Source organism: Microcoleus sp. N3A4, assembly GCF_036701805.1.
GTDB lineage: Bacteria > Cyanobacteriota > Cyanobacteriia > Cyanobacteriales > Microcoleaceae > Microcoleus.
In genome coordinates this window covers 230,225-246,216 of sequence record NZ_JAUBRJ010000002.1, presented here as the reverse complement: position 1 = coordinate 246,216, position 15,992 = coordinate 230,225, and the positions used below count along the sequence as shown (strand labels likewise).

The 15,992-nt window shown below is 44.0% G+C and carries 16 protein-coding genes; 8 read left to right on the top strand and 8 right to left on the bottom strand.

The features are described from left to right. Positions 1 to 74: 74 nt before the first annotated feature. The 5 genes from QUA56_RS02200 to QUA56_RS02180 form a co-directional block, all read right to left on the bottom strand. Positions 75 to 1,682, bottom strand: coding sequence for an ABC transporter ATP-binding protein (locus tag QUA56_RS02200; protein WP_333352574.1), 1,608 nt, complete (start codon positions 1,680 to 1,682; stop codon positions 75 to 77). A gap of 111 nt (positions 1,683 to 1,793) precedes the next feature. Continuing rightward, on the bottom strand, positions 1,794 to 2,483 hold the full coding sequence (biuH, locus tag QUA56_RS02195; protein ID WP_333352571.1) for a biuret amidohydrolase: 690 nt from the start codon (positions 2,481 to 2,483) through the stop codon (positions 1,794 to 1,796). 29 nt (positions 2,484 to 2,512) lie between these two features. Continuing rightward, positions 2,513 to 3,439, bottom strand: coding sequence for an ABC transporter permease (locus tag QUA56_RS02190; protein ID WP_333352568.1), 927 nt, complete (start codon positions 3,437 to 3,439; stop codon positions 2,513 to 2,515). A gap of 41 nt (positions 3,440 to 3,480) precedes the next feature. Then, the gene (locus QUA56_RS02185) at positions 3,481 to 4,590 is read right to left on the bottom strand and encodes an ABC transporter permease (RefSeq protein WP_333352565.1); all 1,110 of its coding nucleotides are present in this window, start codon (positions 4,588 to 4,590) and stop codon (positions 3,481 to 3,483) included. 192 nt (positions 4,591 to 4,782) lie between these two features. Then, positions 4,783 to 5,964: a BMP family ABC transporter substrate-binding protein gene (locus tag QUA56_RS02180; protein ID WP_333352562.1), complete on the bottom strand. Its 1,182-nt coding sequence runs from the start codon at positions 5,962 to 5,964 to the stop codon at positions 4,783 to 4,785. Between the two features lie 1,138 nt (positions 5,965 to 7,102). Here QUA56_RS02180 and QUA56_RS02175 point away from each other — a divergent pair. The 3 genes from QUA56_RS02175 to QUA56_RS02165 all read left to right on the top strand — a co-directional run bounded on the left by QUA56_RS02175 (position 7,103) and on the right by QUA56_RS02165 (position 8,224). Beyond that, on the top strand, positions 7,103 to 7,285 hold the full coding sequence (locus QUA56_RS02175) for a hypothetical protein (protein ID WP_333352559.1): 183 nt from the start codon (positions 7,103 to 7,105) through the stop codon (positions 7,283 to 7,285). Between the two features lie 196 nt (positions 7,286 to 7,481). Beyond that, a complete protein-coding gene (locus QUA56_RS02170; RefSeq protein WP_333352556.1) occupies positions 7,482 to 7,682 on the top strand; it encodes a hypothetical protein in 201 nt (66 codons plus the stop codon). Positions 7,683 to 7,777: 95 nt separating this feature from the next. Then, positions 7,778 to 8,224 (top strand): hypothetical protein, encoded by a 447-nt coding sequence (locus QUA56_RS02165; protein ID WP_333352553.1) that lies wholly within the window; start codon positions 7,778 to 7,780, stop codon positions 8,222 to 8,224. Between the two features lie 358 nt (positions 8,225 to 8,582). Here the strand turns inward: QUA56_RS02165 and QUA56_RS02160 are convergent, their stop codons facing one another. Beyond that, positions 8,583 to 8,759, bottom strand: a complete 177-nt coding sequence (locus tag QUA56_RS02160; protein ID WP_333352551.1) for a hypothetical protein — start codon at positions 8,757 to 8,759, stop codon at positions 8,583 to 8,585. On the opposite strand from QUA56_RS02160, the gene QUA56_RS02155 reads away from it, so the two are divergent. The 5 genes from QUA56_RS02155 (at position 8,750) to QUA56_RS02135 (ending at position 14,069) form a co-directional block, all read left to right on the top strand. Further along, complete coding sequence (locus tag QUA56_RS02155) at positions 8,750 to 9,928, top strand: pirin family protein (RefSeq protein WP_333352547.1); 1,179 nt, start codon at positions 8,750 to 8,752, stop codon at positions 9,926 to 9,928. The genes QUA56_RS02160 and QUA56_RS02155 overlap by 10 nt on opposite strands. 755 nt (positions 9,929 to 10,683) lie before the next feature. Then, positions 10,684 to 11,757, top strand: coding sequence for an IS630 family transposase (locus tag QUA56_RS02150; protein WP_333352544.1), 1,074 nt, complete (start codon positions 10,684 to 10,686; stop codon positions 11,755 to 11,757). Positions 11,758 to 11,911: 154 nt separating this feature from the next. Continuing rightward, on the top strand, positions 11,912 to 13,087 hold the full coding sequence (locus QUA56_RS02145; protein ID WP_333352542.1) for a DNA cytosine methyltransferase: 1,176 nt from the start codon (positions 11,912 to 11,914) through the stop codon (positions 13,085 to 13,087). A gap of 34 nt (positions 13,088 to 13,121) precedes the next feature. Next, positions 13,122 to 13,748, top strand: coding sequence for a PmeII family type II restriction endonuclease (locus QUA56_RS02140; RefSeq protein ID WP_333352539.1), 627 nt, complete (start codon positions 13,122 to 13,124; stop codon positions 13,746 to 13,748). A 96-nt stretch (positions 13,749 to 13,844) separates the two neighbouring features. Then, the gene (locus QUA56_RS02135) at positions 13,845 to 14,069 is read left to right on the top strand and encodes a hypothetical protein (RefSeq protein WP_333352537.1); all 225 of its coding nucleotides are present in this window, start codon (positions 13,845 to 13,847) and stop codon (positions 14,067 to 14,069) included. A gap of 45 nt (positions 14,070 to 14,114) precedes the next feature. On the opposite strand, the gene hisB is transcribed toward QUA56_RS02135, so the two are convergent. Both hisB and fabI read right to left on the bottom strand, forming a co-directional pair. Continuing rightward, positions 14,115 to 14,753: an imidazoleglycerol-phosphate dehydratase HisB gene (gene hisB, locus QUA56_RS02130; protein WP_242725824.1), complete on the bottom strand. Its 639-nt coding sequence runs from the start codon at positions 14,751 to 14,753 to the stop codon at positions 14,115 to 14,117. A gap of 271 nt (positions 14,754 to 15,024) precedes the next feature. Next, positions 15,025 to 15,801: an enoyl-ACP reductase FabI gene (gene fabI, locus QUA56_RS02125; RefSeq protein ID WP_333352535.1), complete on the bottom strand. Its 777-nt coding sequence runs from the start codon at positions 15,799 to 15,801 to the stop codon at positions 15,025 to 15,027. Positions 15,802 to 15,992 lie beyond the last annotated feature (191 nt).

Here is a 15,992-nt window from a genome sequence, read left to right as displayed (position 1 = left end):
GACGCGGAGAATGGCAAGAAACTATGAAGCGCCGCCGCGTCCTCTTCGTCAATTAATCCAAAATCCAAAATTGATTAGTGTCCTGCCATACTCTTACCTATCTCAACAAAATCTGCATCTGCGATCGCACTTTCATAAGTAAAATTCCCGCCACTGATTACCAAAACCCGATCGGACAATTTCAGCAGTTCATCTAAATCTTCGCTCACCAGCAACACAGCTACTCCTCGGTTGCGAGCCTCAACAATCTGACCGTGAATATACTCCACAGCAGCAAAATCAAGACCAAAGCAAGGATTCGCGGCAATTAGTAACTTAATATGCTCGGCGGAGAGTTCCCGCGCTAGCACTGTGCGCTGTACATTTCCCCCCGACAGATTGCCTATAGGGGTATCTGGCGAAGGCGTTTTTATTTTGAAAGTATTAATTAAGCTCTTAGCCGCCTGCCTAATTTCTTTCAGGATGAGTAAGATACTTGCTTTAGCTTGAGGAGGGCGGTCAAACGTCCGCAGGGCTAAATTTTCTGCCACACTCATGTGTGGCACGCAAGCATTATGAAGGGGTTCTTCTGGTAGTGCGAAGACCTGATGTTTAAACATCTCGGCTCGTGTTGCTGTATAAACTTCGCCATTAACCAGCACATCTCCACCTGTAGCAGAACGCTGACCTGCCAACACCTCCACCAGTTCCCGCTGACCATTGCCAGAGATACCTGCAATCCCAACAATTTCGCCGCTGTGAACTGTGAGATTTACTCCTGTCAATACCTCCAGACCGTTGTCTTTATTGGCATGAAGGTCTTTAACTTCAAGGACAGGAATAGTCGTTGGGGGGGCGGTCTTTTCAACTTGTTTTGGCTCGCGCCTTTCACCCATCATCATTTCAGACATATCCGAGACTGTCAGATCCTTTACCAAACCCTGACCTGCAAACTTCCCTTTACGCAGCACCGTGATGCTATCGCAAAACGCCATCACTTCCCGGAATTTGTGGCTGATAATTAACACGCTTAATCTTCCGGCAGTAACTTCTGCGCGCAGTAAACCTAAAACCTCATCGGCTTCCTGCGGAGTAAGCACCGAAGTAGGTTCGTCCAGAATCAAGATCCGACTCTGAAGATATATCTGTTTGAGAATTTCTAGCTTTTGTTTTTCCCCGGCAGCTAATTGAAAGATTGGGGTATCTAGAGGAACTCGGAAAGGAGCAGTTTTCATAAAAGCCTTTAACTGCTCGTACTCGGCTTTCCAATTAATCAAATTGGGGCTATCAAAGCGTGACAAAACCAGATTTTCCGCTACAGTCATCGCAGGCACAGAGGTGAAGTGCTGGTAAACCATGCCAATGCCGTACTTATGAGCATCGCGAGGACTTGCGATCGCGGCTTCCTGCTTATCAATCAAAACTTGGCCTGAAGTAGGATTATAGAAACCCATGACACATTTAACAAGGGTACTTTTACCTGCTCCGTTCTCGCCCAGCAAAGCATGAAACGTTCCCGGTTTTAGCGTCATCGAGAAGTTATCAAGTGCAGTCATCGTGCCAAACCGCTTAGTCATGTTAACCACCTCTAGTTCTGGTGGTTGCAGAAAGTTTTGAGTTGTGAAGTTTGAGTTTTGAGTGTCTAGATAATTTTGAGTATTTAGTGCTGAGTTTTTGGCTAGAGAGTCCCTCACTTCTGTCATTTTTTTATCTCCCTGTAAAGTTTACAGTTTATTGGCTATTTATGAGCTTTGATTCTTTAGTTAGATTGCGGAATTCATTTCAAGGCTTGAACTATTTACTTTATTGTTTCCTCACAGTTCAACACTTAAAGCTTTGATAAATGCTTCTGAATCAGCGACGGTTCCAAACACTCCTCCCTGCATCTGGATCATCTTGAGCGCCGCCAGATGGTTGCCATAATCTGTTGCGCCCGTACAGTCAGATAAGAGCAAACATTCATAACCGCGATCGTTTGCATCTCGCATTGTGGTATGGACGCAGACATCGGTTGTAATGCCAGCCAAGACAATATTTTGAATGCCTTTGCGTTTCAGTAGCAAATCTAAATCCGTGGCATAGAAGGAGCCTTTGCCCGGCTTGTCAATCACCGCTTCCCCAGGCAAAGGCGCGAGTTCTGGAATGATTTCCCACCCTGCTTCGCCTCGAACTAGAATTCTGCCGCAGGGGCCGGGATCGCCAATTCCGGCGTTAATTTGGCGCGATCGCCACTGCTTGTTTTCTGGTAAATCTGCTAAGTCGGGGCGGTGTCCTTCGCGGGTGTGCATGATATGGAAGTGCTTCGCCCGTGCGACTTCTAAGACTTGCTTGATTGGCTCAATAGGAGCGCGAGTCAGTGACAAGTCGTAGCCCATCTTATCAACATATCCACCAATGCCGCAGAAATCAATTTGCATATCAATTATCAGCAGCACCGTATTTTCTGGCCGCAAATCGCCATTGTAAGGATAAGGATATGGTTCAGCTTCTACAAAACGTCCCATGTTTATCTTCCTTGCGATAAATTCCTGTTTTACGTGTTACTTCCTAAAGATCCAGGCGCGCCTGTTAAAGTTCGTTTCGGCGAACAAGTAATAATCATGATCGCCAGCGTCAGGATGTAGGGCGAAGCATTGAATAAGTAGTAATAGGAATCCACTCCTACTGATTGCAAAGCGGGGCCGATCGCCTGTGCTCCCCCAAATAGCAACGAGGCGTACAAGCACTGAACTGGATTCCAACGGGCGAAAATTACCAGCGCTACCGCCATCAGTCCTTGACCGCTAGAGATGCGTTCTGTCCAACTACCGGGATAGTAAAGGGATAAATAAGCACCACCAATTCCAGCTAAAAAACTGCCCGCGATAATGCAGAGCATACGAACTTTATTAATGGAGATTCCCATTGCTTTGGCAGCATCGGGACTATCACCAACTGCACGAATAAATAACCCCCAGCGAGTTGATTTAAAAAACCACTGCATTAGAGGGGCGATCGCTACACCTAACAAAAATAAGGGACAAATTTGTAGCGCTGATTGCACCGGAGGCAAATCACTCCAAGCACCCAGAGGGAAACTAGGCAATTGGGGGGCACTTGGTTGAATAAAAGGTTTGCCAAAAAAGAACGCAATGCCGCTACCAAAAATAATCATGGCGATGCCTACGGCAATGTCATTTACTTTTGGTTGTACGCACAGCCAAGCGTGGATAAAACCTAGTACCATGCCAGCTAGACCAGCAGCTAAAACACCTAACCAAGGGGAGCCAGTCAGATAAGAAATAGCATAGGCACTCATCGCACCCGTTAACAGTGTCCCCTCTAACCCCAAATTAATCTTGCCGCTTTTTTCAGTTAGGCATTCGCCCAAACTGACGAACAGAAACGGAGCGCTACCCCGCAAAGTTCCTGCTAAGATACCCAAAGGTACTCCCCACCAACCTAATACTTCTGCTGCCATTGTGGATTCCTCCGATTTGAGATTTTGGCTTAACGTATTGCTCAGACAGCGGCTGCTGATGGCTGCTCGCTAGAAGGTGGTTGCTGAGGGCTATCGGTTGACCGTTCTTTGAAAAATGGCAAACGTCCGTAGAGCGATTCGCTATACAGAACTACCAAAAAGACCAATCCTTGGAACACTAAAACCGTTGCATCGGGCAGTCCGTGTGCCCGTTGCAAGATGCCGCCACTAGCAAGAATGCCGCCAAGCAGAATTGCCACAATAGTCGCAGCAAGAGGGTTGTGTCGAGCAATGAATGCGACTAAGATACCGCTGTAGCCATAGTTAGCATTAAGTGATTCGTTAGCTCGACCGTGCACGGCTGCGACTTCCACCATGCCTGCCAAACCCGCACAAGAGCCAGCTAAGAAACAGATTGCCATTGTCAACTTGCCGACAGGAAGTCCGGCAATTCGAGCAGCGCGGATGTTACCTCCTGCTGTTCTAGCTGCAAAGCCAAAGGTAGTGCGCTGGATCAGGAAGTAGGCGATCGCACAAGCAACCAACCCATAAATTAGGCCGTAGTGAACGCGGGTTCCTGGAATACTCCCTAACATATCCACATCAGGAATCGGGTAACTAGAAATTTTATTGACACTGCTGGGGTCGCGCATCACGCCGCCGACTAAATGATTCAGCAGGGCGATCGCAATATAGTTCAACAACAAGCTGCTAATTGTCTCATTCACTGCCCGGTAATAGCGCAAAGCTCCCACTGCACCAATCCACAGACCTCCACAGACAATTCCTGCCAGCGCCATTGCAATTTGGACTAACGTCGGCGGTGCAGAAGATAAAGCCAGTCCAGCGGCTACAGCCCCCAGACCCCCAACTACTAAAGCGCCTTCGTTGCCGATAATCATTAACCCCAAACGGGCAGGCAAAGCCGTGCACAAGGAACTCAACATCAACGGTGCAGCCCTGATCAGGGTGTTTTGGAATGAATGCCAACTGCCAAACGCTGCTTTGTAGATTGAGGCATAGACAGCAAAGGGATTAGCTCCCGCTGCCGCACAAAAAATTCCAAACAATACCAATGAGAAGACGATGGCGGCGATCGGGATACAAACCGCTTCCAAAGTTGTACGCCAGTTTTGACGGTTAATTATCATCAGAATAAAAGATGAATTACTAAGAAAATGATGAGTGTTGAATTAAAAACTTGCTTGTATAGCAGTTGCCGACGGGCGTGAAATACTCGCTTAGCGAAAGGAAGGGGTATGTAGGGACAAACCTGCTCGCCCCTACTAAGCTAATCAGCGTTTAAGTTGTCCGCTATACAATTTTGAATGCACATCAGCTAATTAACTCGTAACTTTGCCGATGACGCCTGATGCCAGCCAATTCATCTTTTCTAGTTCTGCGTCTTGCTGCTTGTAATCCTTACCTTCAGCAATCACAACTTTCCCGGTGTTATCTTTTATTTCCCCCTTATAAATGACCATGCTGCCATCTTGAAACTTACTCTTAGCAGCATCAGCATCCTTTTTCGCTTCCGCCGTTACGGCGCTACCGTAGGGCGACAGCTTCAAAAAACCATCCTTCAAACCACCGCGTACTAAATGGGGAATGCCTCCGTTCATTAGCGTCTTGCCAGCATTAAGCATTTCAGCATACTTAGAATAGACATTCGTCCAGTCCCACTCGGCACCTGTTAAATATCCTTTGGGCGCAAGTTGGGCTTGACTCGCATGGTAGCCAGTACAGAAAATGCCTCGTTTCTCAGCCGTTTCCATCACTACTTTGGGGCTATCTACGTGACAGGTAATTACATCAACACCCTGGTCAGCCATACTATTAGCAGCATCAGCTTCTTTAACAGGCAAAGACCAATCTCCTGTAAAAATCACCTGAGTTGTAACTTCTGGCTTAATGCTACGTGCCCCTAATGTAAAGCTATTGATATTGCGTAATACTTGCGGTATGGGTTTAGCAGCAATAAATCCTAATTTTCCGGTTTTAGAGGCGTGGGCGGCAACAATTCCTGCTACGTACTCACCCTCATCAATGTAGCCAAAATAGCTGCCAACGTTATTTGGATGCTTACCTTCCTGATAAAGTCCACCGCAGTGAAAGAATTGTACCTCCGGGTAATCCTTTGCCAGTTTCAGAATATGCGGGTCAAAGTACCCGAAGGACGTAGGGAACAGAACCGTTGCCCCATCCTGTTCAATCATGTTCCTCATGGTTTCTTGTACCGCCGTAGTTTCAGGAACATTTGCTTCCTCTACGGTTTTTACCCAGGCTAATTTTGAAACCCCAGCGTTCCCTTCTGCTTGGGCTTGATTGTAGCCGTAGTCATCTTTGGGACCAACATAAATAAATCCCATCACAATTGGCTTATCTTTGCCAGATGAGCTGGCTTGAACCTCTTTAGCAGGAGTACATCCAGTCCAAAGGCGCGATGTGACTGCAAACGCTGTAGTAGATAAAATCCCACGAATTACTTGACGCCGAGGTATAAACAATGACTTTTTGGTACTCATTCTCTATGTTCTCACTAAAAGTCTTTAAGAGGAATCCATAGCTAAGCTTTAACGCTTATACTTGCTGGGAATTGCTAGATATATTCACGCTAAATTTGTCAGCTTTTAGTCTATCTATTCAACAATGAGATTAAATGCGTCAATAGCTATTTACATTTAAATCACATCTTGAATTGAATGTAAAAGATACATGATAAAAGCAAACTAATTCTAATATAAAATTAGTTTGTGCTGGAAATTTTGTGTGTGTGAGGGAAGTCTAATACCCTAAAATCAATGCTGTTTATTTTAGCCCAATTACTTTTAGTAGTAAGTTTTTTTATAAAAACTTAATAATCTGAGCAAAATTGCCTCCCAAAAAGTTCGCTAGGAACAAAATTAAACAATAATGTTCACCACAAACAAAAAATTATTTTGAGTTCTGGCTTGCAACTAGCTTTTCAGTCTTGGATGCAACGTAAAAATAAGTCGAGTCTGAATTAAAAACAATAGAAATCGTATCCGCTCAATAAATCGGGGTAACAGCAAAAAAGAAGGTTCACAATCTAGGCACAGCACGGTAGAATATGATTCATGACGCAAGAATCATCTCCTCAAAAATTAGTAGAGACCTTACTGCAAAGCATTGAGCCATCTGAGATTGCCGACGAATCATTGCGTCGTACTGTGTCCATATTGCTGAACCTAATGCGAGCAATTACAAGCAGAAACCAGAGAATTAAGGTCAGAAAATCAAAGATTAAAATCCGAAAACAATCGCCTGAAAGGAGAACAAGGCAAACCAGAGGTCAAAGCTAAGGGAGCGAAAAAGTTAAAAGAGAACTACTCATCCGAAAAAGAGCGAAAAGCACCAAAAAAGCACATTAAAAGTAGTAAAAATGCTCTCGTCAAAGTTGAGAGAGAAAAAATCCGGGAGTATCCTGAAGCAGAACTACCATTCGATTCAGAATTTAAGGGTTATGAAGAGGTAATAGTTCAAGACATTTTACTGAAAACAGATAACGTGTTATTCCGGAAACAGAAGTATTACTCACCTTCAGAAAAGAAAACATACGTTTCACCGTTACCATCCGGATCTGATGGGGAGTTTGGTCCCGGAGTAAAAGCCTTAGTTATCAGCCTTTACTACGGAGGCAACATGACTCAAGGAAAGCTGTTAGATTTTTTAAGCAATATTGGGATTTCGATGTCAGCCGGTTATTTATCAAATCTACTGCTGAAAAATTCATCAAAGTTTGAATCAGAATTTAACGAAGTGTATGTATCCGGATTAGCAAGTAGCCTGCAGGCAACACTTAGACCAAACAAGTGCGCGTGTTAAAGGAGTAAATCACACTACAAATATAATTTGCAACCCATTATATACAGTTTATTCTACAACTTTAAGAAAAGACCGATTAAGCGTACTTGGAGTATTACAGAACAACCCAAAACTTGAGTTTATTCTATCTCCACTTACTTACCAGCTATTAGATAAGTTCAATGTACCCCAGAAGTGGAGCCATCAAATTAAAGGATTGCCTCAAGAAATTCCGTTGAAGGGTGATGAGTTTAACTCCTTGCTGAATCAGAATCTGAGCCAAGTGGGTTCTCAACATCGTACCAGAATTTTTGAGGCAGCAGCGATTGCTTTTTATGCTCAGCAATCCCAGATTCCGGTAATAAAAACTCTGGTGACTGATGATGCACCCCAGTTTAAATTACTCACAGATGATTGATCTTTATGTTGGGTGCACGAAGCAAGACATTATAAAAAGTTAAGCCCATTTGTTACTTGTCATCAAAAAAGTTTAGACAAGTTTCTTGATGATTTTTGGGATTACTACCGAGAATTATTAGCTTACAAAACTCTCCATCTGGGTTAGAGAAGCTCAGACTCAAATCAAATTTTTGGGAAACTTTTGGCAGTCCCTCTGGTTATGAACAATTAGATGAACGAAAAAAATTAACTTTGAGTAAAATATCTGAGTTGCTTTTAGTTTTGGAGCATCCGGAATTACCTTTACATAATAACCCGGCCGAATTAGCTGCTAGAAAATCGTGCAGCGACGAAATATTAGTTATGCAACCCAAACTTGTGAAGGAACGAAGGCGATGGACATTTTCATGTCTCTGGTTGCCACAAAGGAGTAAATTAGGAATTAGCTTTTTTGAATATATGAACGACCGTATTTCTCACCTGGGAAATATTCCATCTTTGGGGATGATTATTCGCCAACAATCTTCGGTTTATTCTTTGGGTGTGTCCTGGTCGGATTGAAGAAATTCAAAAAAATATAAAGGCTCTGAATTATTGGCTCTTGATTCCTTTAGTAAGTGTCGTATAAACCCACGGTTAATTGTGACTTGAGTGGCTCAAAAAGACTATGACATCATTAATTTTATGATTAATAATACGTCATATTCTACCGTGCTGTGCCTAGATTGTGAACCTTCTTTTTTTGCTGTTACCCCGATTTATTGAGCGGATACTTTTGTAGGGTAATCTCCCCGATCGCCCCCCATATCCGCACTTAAGCAAGTCCGACATCACAAAGACCGATCGCCCCTACCCCTCACCTCCTTCAACCCATCCTCCAGCAGCATCCGCATTCTGGTCCACTTTCTTGCGCTCCGTTTTAGCAGCCAGCACCGACAGCTTGCGGTGCTCTCCCGACGGACATATCGACAGTAAACCTGACAGTCGCTTCTTTATCGGGTGCTTGCAGGCGGTGAGTCAGGCTACTTTCCTTTGATTGAACGGGGATGGGTTCTGGCACGGGTGCTTCCGGTATTGGCAGTGTTAATGCTGGCACGGGTGCTTCCGCTGCTGGCAGTGTTTCCGATGTTAGTGATGCTGTTGGTTTTGCCGATGGCGGTAGAGCTTCCGTTTCCACTGGCTGTGTTTCCAGCGCGAGACGAACTCTCCACCGTTTCGCAAGCAGAAAACTGGTTGAGAACTCGACACTCTACAGCGGCTTTCCGTTGGGAAAGTTTAAACAAGTCACCGATACAACTCTCTAGGGATAGCTTTTTGTATAATGCACTCTTGACACAGACGATTAACGTTCGCAACTTCACCAACATCATGACGGATAGCATCCAGCATCTCATCGAACCGCACATTCAAGATTTGGGTGGATTCCAAGCCCGCCGCCTGCTTCCCTCAGACGTTCTAACGCTGGTAGGCCCCTTTATCTTTTTTGACCATCTCGGCCCTGCTGTGTTTCCACCCGGTCGGGGCGTGGATGTCAGGCCGCACCCGCACATCAACTTAGCAACCGTCACTTACTTGTTTGAAGGCGTTTTGCTGCACCGCGATAGTGTCGGCAGCGTTCAAGAAATCCGCCCCGGCGCGGTGAATTGGATGACGGCAGGGCGAGGCATCGTCCACTCGGAACGCACGCCAGACAACGAGCGCAGTAAAGAAGCCATCCTGCACGGCATCCAAACCTGGATAGCACTTCCCGACGAATACGAAGAAACCGAACCTTGGTTTCGGCACCATCCAGCAACCGAGCTACCTGTTTGGGAGGACGCAGGAGTTTCGTTCACCTTGATTGCAGGCGATGCCTGCGGTCGCACTTCCCCAGTCCAAATATTTTCACCCATGATTTATCTGGACGTGCAACTGACTCCAGGCTCGCAATTTACCTTACCGGGCGATTACAGCGAACAGGCGGTTTACAGCGTTACAGAGGGGCTTGCGATCGATGGAGTGCCTTTAGCACAGCATCGGTTGGCGGTTCTAACTTCAGGCACATCGGCAAACATTTCTGCTTCAGGCACGGCTCGGTGTATTGTGATTGGCGGCGAACCTGTCGGCGATCGGCATAAGTGGTGGAATTTTGTTTCGAGCCGGCACTCGCGCATCGAACAAGCCAAACTCGATTGGAGGGAGGGACGCTTTGGTCAAGTTCCTCAAGAAACAGAGTTTATCCCGCTGCCAGAAGAACCGCCTTTGCAAGCAGAGCAGCCGCTGTGAATAACCGCAGCGATTTAAATTAAGGAACTGTTTTTCGATTCAGAATCCGGTCTTTTCTCCTCCACTCTTAGCGGATATTATTCTTAAACCTTACTTTAGGTGGACAACGGTGCGTTTTGTCCTCCGCTGAGATTTACTCAAGCTAGACTATGCACTGCGGTGTTTCGTAGAGCCAGATTTTCCCTATTGGGCTTATAAACTAGCGGCAGAATATGTAGAGCGTTATGGTTTGCAGTCTGGTTCGGGTATCGTTGCTGAATCCGTGCCCGCGTTGTTAAGCTGTCAAACATCTAAACTGCATTAACTCGCGTTACCTTTATTTTTTATTTTTCGGTTCCAGTTCATAATTAGTTCTCCTTCATTTCAATACTCCGGACAGTTTTTAAGCAGCCAAAGTACCATAAGACAAGACTAAAGGAAGGTTAGGGTGATTTAAAATCAAATCCGGGTCTAAATCTAACTTATCAATAAAGGTAGAAAGTAGATGCGCGATTTTATTCCAGACGTTTATAAGAGGCCATAGAAAACACAAAAGATTTGGCAGATGAATGACAACTAGAAAGTTCATGTTTGGCTAAGTTTAAGGCAATTAGACTGGCATTAAAATGAAAATCAAGCCGCGGTAAATGACGAGCTTGACAATCAGACAATCCCGTAAATTGCTTAGGATCGCGAAAAATAAATTCTATAGCAATCCTAAATCATTATCAAGACTGTGATACAATTATATGTAATACTCGATCGTGAATAAAAAAATGAATAACTTACAACTGCAACAAAAAAAAGATATGGAAAAAGAAATAGCCCAATTAGAATCTTTCATTAAAAGCGATATCGATGCCAGAGAACTAAAACGAGCAATAGCTGTAAGGATGGCTATCTCAGGTAATATCTACCATGAAATTAGCCTGATTTTAGGTGTAAGTAATTTTTTTATTGGTTATTGGAAAAAACAATTTAAAATCAAAGGCATCGCCGGAATAAAACTCGGACATAAAGGGTCAAAAGGGTATTTAACAGCTCGACAAAATACTGAAGTAATCGAGTGGCTAAAGAATAAAGAATATTGGAATTTAGATGAGTTGGTTACTTATTTAGAACAAGAATTTGGTGTGATATATAAATCAAAACAGAGTTACTATGAACTTTTCGACCGGGCGAAAATTAGTTGGAAAAAAACTCAAAAAACCAATCCTAAATTTGATAAAGAACTGGTAAAAAAAAATCCGGAAGAAATTAACGATATTTTATTTAAAAACAAGTCAGGTATAGAATCTGGGGAAATAATAGTATTGTTTTTAGATGAATGTCATCTACTTCATGGCGATCTGACTGGTTATGTTTGGGGTCAATCAAAAATCAGAATTGAAGTCCCAATTACCAATGAAAAAGATAGACAAACTTCTTTTGGCGCACTCAATTATCAAAGCAAAGAATTCCATGTTCAAAGTTATCCATCTGGTGATGGAAAATCAACGGTTGAATTCATAAAATACTTACAAAATAAATATAAAAATCGCAAGATTATCTTGACTTGGGATGGAGCTAGTTATCATAAATATGGAGAATTTAGAGACTTTTTATTAGAACTAAATGGTGACAAAGAACCTGAGAATTGGTCAATTACTTGTATTTTATTTGCTCCCAATGCGGACCAACAGAATCCCGTTGAAGATATTTGGTTACAAGCTAAAAACTTTTTAAGAAAGTATTGGTATTTATGTAGGTCTTTTAAGATTGTCAAATTTTTGTTTAATTTTTTTACTAACGAACATAAATTTGATTTCCCCAAAATACGTCAATATACTTACACACAGAAAATCATTTAGGATTGCTATAGAGGTTCTGCGTAAGTCCTATGTTCTCTTATATTCTCTCTCTTTTCTTCCTCTGCGTCCTCTGCGCCCTCTGCGGTTCATTAAAAGAAGTTCTCATAAACTTAATTTTGAGAAATTATCCAACCTGTTCTTGAGGCTAAAACCTGTGATTAACAACAAACCGATAACTATTAGCCTCTTTGCTGGAGCCTACGGTTTAGATTTAGGTCTGGAAAAAGCCGGACTCCAGACAGTAAGTTTAGTAGAAATCGAACCTGATGCTACTAAAACAATCTCTCTAAATCGTCCTCATTTATCCCCATCTGCGGTACCGAGAGATATTTGCGAAGTCAGCGCCCAAACTCTATTACAAGAAGGCGGACAAATCTTAGGTTTAGATAGGCCTCTGCGCGCTGATGAAGTAGATTTAGTGACTGGTGGCCCCCCGTGCCAACCTTTCAGCACAGCCGGAAAACGGGGGTCTGTTGGCGATCCGCGCGGTAGCTTATTTATGGATTTCATACGCATTGTTGACGAAATCAAACCGCGCTTTTTTATCATGGAAAATGTTAAGGGCTTGCTGTCAGCTCCAATTCGACATCGACCTCACGATCGCAGAGGTTTAGGTTGCCCCCAGTTAGAAGCTGATGAGATGCCCGGTGCAGCTTTACAAGTAATTTTGACCGAGATGAAACGCATTGGTTATGAAGTTGTTTACGATCTGCTCAATACTGCTGACTACGGCGTTCCTCAAGCTAGAGAAAGAGTAATTTTTATTGGTTATAAAGGTAATGATTCAGTTACTTTGCCGCTGCCAAATTACAGTCAGAAAGGTACTGGTAAAAAACCCAAATGGCTGACTCTTAGAGAAGGATTAAAGGATTTAGTAGATTCTCAGCCCGAATTTGTCCCTTACTCAGAAAATCGCCTCAAGTATCTGCGTCTGTTAACCGCAGGTCAAAACTGGAGGGATTTACCCAGCGAATTAAAGCAAGAAGCAATGGGAGGAGCTTATAAATCTGAAGGCGGCAAAGTTGGTTTTTATCGGCGCTTGGCATGGGATAAACCGTCGCCTACTGTCACAACGAGTCCCCATCAAAAGGCTACAGATATGTGTCATCCCGATGAATTGCGTCCTTTGAGCGTCAGGGAGTGCGCCCGAATTCAAACGTTTCCAGACGATTGGGTTTTTTATGGATCGACTGCTTCTAAATATCGACAAATTGGCAATGCAGTTCCGGTATTATTGGGAGAGGCGATAGGTCAATACCTTTGTCAGGTAATTAAGGGCGATCGAATTAGAGGAAGAGAAATAAGTCAACAGCTTTCTCTTTTCAGTTAACTAATATTTAAAATAGAGTTGAGGAGAAATAAAAGTGTCAGAGCAACTTCATGATTTAGCATTTGTTTTAGAAAAAGAAGTAGGACTGCCTGCCAGCAAGTCTCGCTCTTTCGCCAGTCATTTTGCGGAGTTAGAAGAATTTTTTAACTTACAAGCAGAAACACTCAGAAACGGCATCAGCAGCATATCTGGCAAAAGAGCGCTCAGATTTACTCCCGATGAGATTGAACGCATTTTAGCATTTATATCTTCAGGCAAGCTTTCGCTGCAACTTACTATCGCTGAAAATTTTTTAGCCAGTATTTGTCGGGATTTTACTGGGCGACAGCTAGTTATGGTTGAAAATCTGACTTTAGGGAAAATTCATCCCAACCCATTTTTAATTAGGGCGTTAAATCTAGACACTCCTGAAGAAGTTGTCAGGCTGAATGTTTATATGACAGCTACTAGGTCTATTGTCACATCAATGGGATTTTTTATTCAAAAACTATTGATATCTTGCTCTGAAAGTGCAGAAAGTCCACCCGGCAAGTCAGGATGGGACGCAATTAAAACTACCAGTGATGGCGAGAAATGCTGGATACAGGTAAAAAGCGGCCCGAATGATATGGATAAAGACCAGATAGTATATTGGGCTGCCAAAATTGAGGAAAAAATTTAGGAGGGCGATCGCGCTTATATTGGTATAGCTTACGGTAAAAGAACTAATAAAACTGTAACACTTGGTTTACTGAAGCAAATTTTGCCAAATTCGGAAATGATAACTTTAATAGGTCGAGAACTGTGGGATTTTGTCAGTGAAGATACTCGCTATACTGTGAATCTGTTTGAAGTTTTGCGTCAGTCGGCTCGTCAAGTTTTAGCACAAAGTTCTATTGATGAAGCTATAGAAAGGTGTAGCGATCGACTAATCGCTGAATTTATCGGAAAATACGGCGAGGGAAGTCAAGGTGTTTTTAACTATATAGCAGATATTTTTTGATTTACAGGTTTGCAGTAGCGTTTGGGCGCTACTGCAAACTCCATACTACAAAACCCCTTTAGAACTCGGAATCCGACTGGCGCGCCGCGGATCGATTTCTACCGCCATCCGCAGAGCCCGCGCAAATGCTTTAAACGCCGCTTCCACAATGTGGTGAGAATTTCCCCCCTGCAACTGTCGAATGTGCAGTGTCATCTGAGTGTGGTTCACCACCGCTGAAAAAAACTCTCTCACTAATTCGGTATCGTAAGTGCCGATCCGCTGGTTGGGAATTTCCAAGCTGTAACTTAAGTGAGGCCGTCCCGAAAAATCTAGCACTACTTCAATTAAAGCTTCATCCAAAGGTGCGATGAAATGTCCGAAGCGAGAAATGCCCGATCGATCCCCGACAGCTTTTGCCAGCGCTTGGCCTAAGGTAATTCCCACATCTTCGTTCGTGTGGTGGTCGTCAATCTCCAAATCCCCGATCGCCTGCACGTCCAAATCGATCAATCCGTGAGAAGCAATCTGGTGCAACATATGGTCTAAAAACGGAATCCCCGTAGACGCCTTGCAAGTTCCCACACCGTCGAGATTGAGGCTAGCAGTGACATCCGTTTCCAGTGTCGTGCGTTTCACCAAGGCGGCCCTAGCTGGTTGAACTGAACTTGCAGGAGGCACAGAAGGGCGATCGATTATCTCCATAATTCGCAATTGGTCATTCATTAGTTATTGATAATTAGTAATTTGAGAACGGGACTTTTTGAGCCTTGAACTTAAAGTGTCGAGTTAAGAAACTTATGACAGGACGCTTGGCAAGCGTGTCACACAGGAATCAACTTGTAAGGTGCGTCAGACTCCGTTATCGAGCGATTATTTAGGGTTTTGACATCTGACGCACCCTACTAATTCCGATCGCGGGCGGGCACTCTTGACACCGCCCCTACAATTAACAACTCAAAATTCTCGCCAGATGCTACATTCCCATGATTTCGTAACCGGCATCGACATACAAAACTTGACCCGTAATCCCGCTAGCGAGATTGCTGCACAGAAAAGCCGCAGCATTTCCCACTTCCTGCTGAGTCACCGTCCGCCGCAGCGGCGCCACTTCCTCAACGTGGTGGATCATGTCCAGAATACCGCCAACTGCTGACGAAGCCAGAGTCCGAATCGGGCCAGAAGAAATCGCATTTACCCGAATATTTAACGGGCCCAGTTCAGCAGCTAGATAGCGAACATTCATTTCCAAAGCCGCCTTAGCAATTCCCATCACATTATAATTAGGAACTACCCGGACGCCGCCCAAATAAGTCAGCGTCACAATACTGCCGCCGCTTGCCATCAGGGGTTTAGCAGCAGCACAAAGCCGCACCAGCGAGTAAGCGCTAATATCCAAAGCATTGGAGAAACCTTGGCGCGAGGTGTTGGTGAAATCTCCCGACAACTCGTCCTTGCCGGCAAAAGCCAGACAGTGGATCAGGATATCTAACTTGCCCCACTTGTCGGCGATGGTTTGAAAAGCAGACTCAATTTCGCTCTCGTCTTGGACATTGCAGGGCACATACAGACTGGGATTGAGCGGTTCCACCAGTTCAGCGACTTTGCGCTCGTGCTTGCCTTTCTCGTCCTTCAAAAAAGTTATGCCGAGATTGGCCCCAGCTTTGTGGAGCTGCTGAGCGATGCCCCAGGCGATCGAGCGATTGTTGGCAATGCCCGTAACAAGAGCATTTTTTCCGGTCAAATCTATCATCTGTATTTCTTCTAGAAGCAACTTGCACCGTTCTCATTGGCTCTCTGCGACAACCCCGCCAGTTTAGACACAACTGATTCAGATTTAACTGATTCAGACACAATTGAGACATTGAGACACAATTGAGACACAATTGATATTAATTTTGCTGTGGAGCTACATGGAGGCGGAATTGAAAAAGTTAAGAGAAG

Bases quoted from the DNA above. Each gene is read 5' to 3' on its own strand.
- hisB (WP_242725824.1), bottom strand. From the start codon at position 14,753: ATGGAGATAATCGATCGCCCTTCTGTGCCTCCTGCAAGTTCAGTTCAA.
- QUA56_RS02155 (WP_333352547.1), top strand. From the start codon at position 8,750: ATGCTGGCACGGGTGCTTCCGCTGCTGGCAGTGTTTCCGATGTTAGTG.
- QUA56_RS02200 (WP_333352574.1), bottom strand. From the start codon at position 1,682: ATGACAGAAGTGAGGGACTCTCTAGCCAAAAACTCAGCACTAAATACT.
- biuH (WP_333352571.1), bottom strand. From the start codon at position 2,483: ATGGGACGTTTTGTAGAAGCTGAACCATATCCTTATCCTTACAATGGC.
- QUA56_RS02180 (WP_333352562.1), bottom strand. From the start codon at position 5,964: ATGAGTACCAAAAAGTCATTGTTTATACCTCGGCGTCAAGTAATTCGT.
- QUA56_RS02190 (WP_333352568.1), bottom strand. From the start codon at position 3,439: ATGGCAGCAGAAGTATTAGGTTGGTGGGGAGTACCTTTGGGTATCTTA.
- QUA56_RS02150 (WP_333352544.1), top strand. From the start codon at position 10,684: ATGAATAACTTACAACTGCAACAAAAAAAAGATATGGAAAAAGAAATA.
- fabI (WP_333352535.1), bottom strand. From the start codon at position 15,801: ATGATAGATTTGACCGGAAAAAATGCTCTTGTTACGGGCATTGCCAAC.
- QUA56_RS02135 (WP_333352537.1), top strand. From the start codon at position 13,845: ATGATAACTTTAATAGGTCGAGAACTGTGGGATTTTGTCAGTGAAGAT.
- QUA56_RS02185 (WP_333352565.1), bottom strand. From the start codon at position 4,590: ATGATAATTAACCGTCAAAACTGGCGTACAACTTTGGAAGCGGTTTGT.
- QUA56_RS02175 (WP_333352559.1), top strand. From the start codon at position 7,103: ATGACTCAAGGAAAGCTGTTAGATTTTTTAAGCAATATTGGGATTTCG.